Source organism: Catenibacillus scindens (assembly GCF_014202115.1).
Taxonomy (GTDB): Bacteria; Bacillota; Clostridia; order Lachnospirales; family Lachnospiraceae; genus Catenibacillus; species Catenibacillus scindens.
This window is the reverse complement of the sequence record NZ_JACHFW010000022.1, coordinates 23,147-29,235: the sequence shown is the minus strand read 5'-3', so window position 1 is coordinate 29,235 and position 6,089 is coordinate 23,147. Positions and strand designations below refer to the sequence as shown.

8 protein-coding genes are annotated in these 6,089 nt (G+C 47.3%); all 8 read left to right on the top strand.

The annotated features are described in order from the left end of the window. Positions 1-99: 99 nt before the first annotated feature. The 8 genes from HNP82_RS16735 to rnc all read left to right on the top strand — a co-directional run bounded on the left by HNP82_RS16735 (position 100) and on the right by rnc (position 6,072). Positions 100-294: a PTS glucose transporter subunit IIA gene (locus HNP82_RS16735; RefSeq protein WP_330599689.1), complete on the top strand. Its 195-nt coding sequence runs from the start codon at positions 100-102 to the stop codon at positions 292-294. 15 nt (positions 295-309) lie between these two features. Continuing rightward, entirely contained in the window at positions 310-1,743 is a 1,434-nt protein-coding gene (locus HNP82_RS16730; RefSeq protein WP_183776565.1) for a glycoside hydrolase family 1 protein, read from the top strand. After that, positions 1,743-2,738 (top strand): alpha/beta hydrolase, encoded by a 996-nt coding sequence (locus HNP82_RS16725; RefSeq protein WP_183776564.1) that lies wholly within the window; start codon positions 1,743-1,745, stop codon positions 2,736-2,738. Before HNP82_RS16730 ends, HNP82_RS16725 begins: the two co-directional genes overlap by 1 nt. Before the next feature lie 195 nt (positions 2,739-2,933). After that, positions 2,934-3,404: a methylglyoxal synthase gene (locus HNP82_RS16720; protein WP_183776562.1), complete on the top strand. Its 471-nt coding sequence runs from the start codon at positions 2,934-2,936 to the stop codon at positions 3,402-3,404. A gap of 286 nt (positions 3,405-3,690) precedes the next feature. Then, positions 3,691-3,900, top strand: coding sequence for a hypothetical protein (locus HNP82_RS16715; protein ID WP_183776560.1), 210 nt, complete (start codon positions 3,691-3,693; stop codon positions 3,898-3,900). A gap of 100 nt (positions 3,901-4,000) precedes the next feature. Beyond that, entirely contained in the window at positions 4,001-5,050 is a 1,050-nt protein-coding gene (gene plsX / locus HNP82_RS16710) for a phosphate acyltransferase PlsX (protein WP_183776558.1), read from the top strand. Positions 5,051-5,053: 3 nt separating this feature from the next. After that, the gene (gene acpP, locus HNP82_RS16705; protein ID WP_183776556.1) at positions 5,054-5,287 is read left to right on the top strand and encodes an acyl carrier protein; all 234 of its coding nucleotides are present in this window, start codon (positions 5,054-5,056) and stop codon (positions 5,285-5,287) included. Positions 5,288-5,376: 89 nt separating this feature from the next. After that, positions 5,377-6,072, top strand: a complete 696-nt coding sequence (gene rnc / locus HNP82_RS16700; RefSeq protein WP_183776554.1) for a ribonuclease III — start codon at positions 5,377-5,379, stop codon at positions 6,070-6,072. The last annotated feature ends 17 nt before the right edge of the window (positions 6,073-6,089 follow it).

Genomic DNA, 6,089 nt, shown 5'->3' with positions numbered 1-6,089 from the left:
GAGGTTTGGCAAGCAAAAATCGCGTAAAATAAGGCTTTGCGTGACTTTTTATATTCAAAACAGAACTTTAGTGTAACTCGCATGCAAAGTTAGCACTATATCCAGCAGGGAGACAGAGTGGTGAGGGGACAGCAATTGCTGGATGTGGATCTGGCCCTTTTAAAAGAAAAGGGCTATGTGACCCAGACGCCGGTGCTGGTGGTCAATCCTGAGGAAATGAAAGAAATAAAGATTACAGATCAAAAACAGGTTGCGGAAAACGATGATCTTGTGACCGTGTCCTATAAATCATAAAGGAGGCGTTGGATCATGCCATTTAAAAAAGATTTTTTATGGGGAGGCGCCGTGTCGGCAAATCAGTGTGAAGGCGCCTGGAATGTGGACGGGAAAGGAATCTCCTGTGCGGACATCTGCACAGGGGGAACCCACACCCAGCCAAAGAGGATTACGCCGGTTCTGGAGGAGGGAACATTTTACCCTTCCCATGAGGCCATTGACTTTTATCATCATTACAAAGAGGATATCGCTCTTTTAGCGGAAATGGGCTTTAAGGTTTTCCGGTTCTCCGTAAACTGGACGAGAATCTTCCCCACCGGGGAGGAGGAAGAGCCTAATGAACGGGGGCTGGAGTTTTACGATAAGGTCATTGACCAGTGCCTGAAATACCATATTGAGCCGTTGATCACCCTTTCCCACTATGAAGTCCCTCTGGCTCTGACACAAAAATATAATGGCTGGGCATCCAGAGAGATGATCGCTCTTTTTAAAAAATACTGTCAGGTGCTTTTTGAACGCTACAAAGGGAAGGTAAAATACTGGCTGACCTTTAATGAGATTAACAGCGCCACAGGACCCTTTGGCGGCTTTCTCTCCCAGGGAATACTAAACCCCGGAACAAAGGATTTTATGCATCCGGTGGATATCCCCCAGCTACGCTTTCAGGGACTTCATCACCAGTTTGTGGCCAGCGCCGAAGTAGTGCGCATGGCCCATGAGATCGACCCTGAGTATAAGGTCGGCTGTATGCAGCTTTTTGCCACTATGTATCCTCTAACATGCAATCCTGATGATGTTGTGGCCTGCCAGAAGTTTAACCGGGTCAAAAACTGGTTCTGCTCAGACGTACAGGTTCGCGGCGAATATCCCGCCTATATGAAACGGTATTTCAAAGAACATCATATTTGTGTTAAAATGGAAGAAGGAGACACCCAAATTCTTAAAGAAGGCTGTGTGGATTTCTATACATTTTCTTATTATATGACCGGCTGTATCAGCGCGAAGCTGGATCAGCGCCAGGCTGAGGGCAATCTCATCGGAGGGTTGGCAAATCCCTACTTAAAAGCCAGCGATTGGGGATGGCAGATTGATCCCAAAGGTCTGCACTATTCTCTCAATGAAATCTACGACAGGTATCAAATTCCGGTAATGGTTGTGGAAAACGGCCTGGGTGCCTTTGATAAGATCGAGGAGGACGGAACTATACAGGATGATTACCGCATTGACTATCTCAGGCATCATATCATCCAGATGAAGGAGGCTGTGGAAGACGGGGGAGATCTTATGGGTTATACACCCTGGGGCTGTATTGACCTTGTCAGTGCCTCCGCCGGCGAAATGGCAAAGCGGTACGGATTTATCTATGTAGAAAAATACGATGACGGCACGGGAGATTTGTCCCGCCGGAAAAAGAAATCTTTTGACTGGTATAAAAAGGTTATAGAAAGCAACGGAGAAATTCTGTGATGAAAAAAAGATATCTGCTTATGGCAGGAGTCGCAGCAGCCTTCCTGTGGCGCCGGCTGCGAAATAAAAAGTACCCTCTGGCGGAGGGCTATCCACTTATAAATAAATTTGTTATGCCAAAGGCTCTCCTTTCTACACATATGCTGAGGATAGCAAACCGCCGGCTGGCTTCAATGAAGCTGCCGGCCCCTCCCAGAGGGATCAAACGGTTGACAAAATGGATCAGTACAGAGCAAAAGGAAAAAATACAGATAACTATTTACCGGCCGGAGACTTTGCATAGGACGCTTCCCTGCCTGGTATATTTCCACGGCGGCGGATTTTGCCTGGAGGGAGCCCCATATATCCATGAATATATGGCAAAATATGCCCAAAAAGCCGGATGCCAGGTGGCTTTTGTCCATTACAGGACGTCGGGGGAACATCCATTTCCTGTGCCCTTTACCGACTGCTGGAGCGGACTTGAGTATATCTGGGAAAATGCGTCCAACCTGCATATTGATCCTGAAAGAATCGCTGTGGGCGGTGACAGCGCCGGAGGAACTCTCGCGGCGGCATGTGCCCTGAGAAACCGGGCAGAGGCCAAAGGGAATCTGTGTTTTCAAATGCTTATTTATCCGGTGCTGGATGCGCGGATGAAGACCGAATCTATGAAAAAATGTAAGGACAGTCCGGTGTGGAATGCCCGGCTGTCGGAAAAAATGTGGAAAATTTATCTGAAAAACGGTACCTGTGGCTGGCGCAGCTATGCCTCGCCGGCTCTGTCAAAAAAATTTCGCGGATTGCCGCCGGCATATATAGAAGTGGAACAGTATGACTGCCTTCACGATGAAGGGGTGAATTATTGGAAAGCTTTGAAACGGGCGGGAGTTCCGGCTCAATTACACGATGTCAAAGGAACGTTTCACGGCTTTGACGTGTTTACAAAAACAGAAATTAGTAAAAAAATGGTGGATGTGCGGTGCAGAGCTTTATACCGCGCGTTCTGGGAATAAAAAATTTTGTAACTATTTAGCCATATGTCTGGTTTAATAAAAAATCCTCTGCAAGTAAACTTGCGCCGTATTTTTATTAAACCAGCCGCATGGCTGAATAGTTACAAATTTTTCTGTACGATAAACAATAATCGTGTTATAGTAGTAAGTGTGTAGAGTGACAAAAAAGGACTTAATGGAAAGGAGATACAGACCATGGACAGTTCTTACATTACATTTACTATAGGAAAGCAGAAAACCATTGCCCTTATTGCTCACGATGGAAAAAAACAGGAGATGATTGAGTGGTGCGCCGACAATAAAGAGATATTAAGCCGCCATTTCCTGTGTGGCACCGGCACCACCGCCCGTATGATTGCCGAACGCACCGGACTTCCGGTCAAAGGCTACAACAGCGGCCCATTAGGAGGCGACCAGCAGATTGGTGCTAAGATTGTTGAGGGAGGCATTGATCTTGTGATCTTTTTTTCTGACCCTCTGGAGGCTCAGCCCCACGACCCGGATGTGAAAGCGCTGCTGCGTATCGCCCAGGTATATGACATTCCTATTGCCAACAATAAGGCCACCGCTGATTTCATTATCACTTCCAAATTTATGGAAACAGAGTATGAACACAAGGTGATCAACTTTAAGCGCAGTATTGAAGAGCGGGCCAGGACTTTATAGAAAAATGGCCGTAAAGATATCGGGCTAAGAGCCTATATAAACAGTGTATATAAAGATAGACAAAAAGCAAACTTCTCCCGGAATTTCGGGGGAAGTTCTTTTCATGGAAAAAACAGGGACAGGCGTCTATTTCCGCGAAAATGCCATATAATATGATGAAGGCGTCAAAAGATATTTTGACGCTTGTATCATACTATTTATAGTAAACGACAAATATATTTGGTAATGATGGTGATGTGGGGGCCTGAGGTTGTTGGCCCCCGGTGATGTTGATCGGAGTAGTAAAATGATTTTATTAGGGGTAATTGTCGGTTTAGTCATCGCGGCGGTGGCGATTGTGCTGTACGCCTGCGCCGCGGTTAGTTCCATGGACGCACGGAGCCGGGAGCGGGACGAGTTTTTTAGAGAAATGCACAAAGAGATGCATAAGGATCTTAAAGAAGATGCAGATCAGAGCCTTCACAGAGACGCCGGGAGGGAAAAACTGTCGGATTGATTATTGCGCTTTTTTTTTGAATAAGATATACTAAAGGCAATCGCTGCTGTTTACGGGTTGAACAGCAGCAGGCAATTTAGTATTTTGGGAGGCATTACTTATGCAGAAGAACGTAACTGTGGCTGTAGACGCCATGGGTGGAGATAACGCGCCGGCAGAGATTGTCAAAGGCGCTGTGGAGGCCATTAATGAACATAAAGATTTAAAGGTCATTCTCGTGGGAGATGAGAGTGTGATCAATCGTGAACTTGCGTCCTATTCCTACAATAAGGATCAGATGGAAGTTATCCATGCCTCTGAGGTGATCACCAATAATGAACATCCTGTGGCTGCGGTCCGCTCAAAGAAAGACTCATCCATTGTTGTTGCCCAGCGCCTTGTCCGCGAGGGAAAGGCCGACGGTTTTGTGTCCGCGGGAAGTACAGGCGCAGTCCTCGTGGGCGGACAGTTTATTGTGGGCCGGATCAAAGGGGTGGAACGGGCTCCCTTAGCGCCGTTGATTCCCACAACAAAAGGTTTTTCACTGCTCATTGACTGCGGTGCCAATGTGGATGCCCGTGCCTCTCATCTTGTCCAGTTCGCGAAAATGGGATCAATCTACATGGAAAATATTCTCGGAAGAAAAAATCCTACAGTGGCTATTGTCAATGTCGGCGCGGAAGAAGAAAAAGGCAATCAGCTTGTAAAAGAGACGATGCCGCTGCTTAAAGCCTGCGATGATATTAATTTTATCGGCAGCATTGAGGCCAGGGAGATTCCAAATGGAGGCGCCGATGTGATTGTGTGTGAGGCTTTTACCGGCAACGTGATCTTAAAGCTCTATGAAGGGGTGGCTATGGCCCTGCTCAAAAAAGTAAAACAGGGATTAATGTCCACTTTCCGCTCAAAGATCGGCGCTCTTTTGGCAAAATCCGCTTTGAAGAAGACGTTAAAAGAGTTTGATATTTCCCGGTATGGGGGCGCGCCGATGCTTGGACTGAACGGCCTTGTTGTTAAAAGTCACGGAAGCTCTGACGCCACGGCTATAAAAACATCCATTGCACAGTGTATTACCTTTGCCCGCCAGGATATTCCCGGAAAGATACGGGAGCATATTAAAGACCCGAAAGCGGATGAAGTGGAAGGCAAAGCCCATAAAAAGGAGTCCTGATCCATGGAATTTGAAAAGCTGAAAAAGATTATTGCCGATACTTTAAACACAGACGGGGAGGCCATCACTATGGACACCCATCTGATCAATGATCTGGGGGCAGATTCTTTGGACCTGCTCCAGATCTCCATGGCGGTAGAACGGGAATTTGATATAGAGATTCCGGAAGACCAGATGGACGCCCTCTGCCAGGTCCGGGGCGCGGTGGATTATATCCGCCATATCGCGGGTAAATAAGTCAATTACCCCGCAGCACCGTCAAATGGACGAGCAGGCGCGGCCGCTTGGCTTACTGCTCGTGGAATAGATCACAGGGAGATGAATTTATGGAAAATTTGCAGGATGCCATTCACTATGAGTTTCGTCAGAAGAAACTCCTTAGACAGGCGCTGACCCACAGCTCCTACGCCAACGAACATCATATTGAACGGCTTTACAATAATGAGCGGCTGGAGTTTTTGGGGGATGCTGTTTTGGAACTGATCAGCAGTGATCTTTTATTCCGCCATTTTCCTCAGATGCATGAGGGTGAACTGAGCAAAAAGAGGGCCAGTCTTGTGTGCGAGCCTGCGCTGGCCTACTGCGCCCGCCAGCTTCAGCTCGGCAAGTATCTGCGCCTTGGACACGGCGAAGATATAAATGGAGGAAGGGACCGGGATTCTATTTTATCCGACGCCCTGGAGGCGGTTATCGGCGCTCTGTATCTGGACGGGGGATATGAGGTTGCCCGGACGTTTGTCTTACAGTATGTCCTTAACGATCTGGAAAATAAAGAACTTTTTCATGACAGCAAGACGGCTCTCCAGGAGATGGTGCAGAGTAAGGTTAAAGATACAGTGACTTATCAGCTTCTTGAGGCCCAGGGCCCGGAGCATAACCGCAGCTTTGTGGTGCAGGCCATGGTTGGGGATATTAAGCTGTGTACCGGTCGGGGACGGACAAAACAGTCTGCCGGACAGGACGCGGCTTACAAGTCTATTATTATGCTTAAAGAAAATCCGGGATTGATCAAAGAATCGTAAAATCCAATAGAAAAGCT

What these genes read in the sequence shown, in the direction of transcription:
- HNP82_RS16730 (WP_183776565.1), top strand. Translation starts at nt 310, where the DNA reads ATGCCATTTAAAAAAGATTTTTTATGGGGAGGCGCCGTGTCGGCAAAT.
- HNP82_RS16725 (WP_183776564.1), top strand. Translation starts at nt 1,743, where the DNA reads ATGAAAAAAAGATATCTGCTTATGGCAGGAGTCGCAGCAGCCTTCCTG.
- HNP82_RS16720 (WP_183776562.1), top strand. Translation starts at nt 2,934, where the DNA reads ATGGACAGTTCTTACATTACATTTACTATAGGAAAGCAGAAAACCATT.
- HNP82_RS16715 (WP_183776560.1), top strand. Translation starts at nt 3,691, where the DNA reads ATGATTTTATTAGGGGTAATTGTCGGTTTAGTCATCGCGGCGGTGGCG.
- plsX (WP_183776558.1), top strand. Translation starts at nt 4,001, where the DNA reads ATGCAGAAGAACGTAACTGTGGCTGTAGACGCCATGGGTGGAGATAAC.
- acpP (WP_183776556.1), top strand. Translation starts at nt 5,054, where the DNA reads ATGGAATTTGAAAAGCTGAAAAAGATTATTGCCGATACTTTAAACACA.
- rnc (WP_183776554.1), top strand. Translation starts at nt 5,377, where the DNA reads ATGGAAAATTTGCAGGATGCCATTCACTATGAGTTTCGTCAGAAGAAA.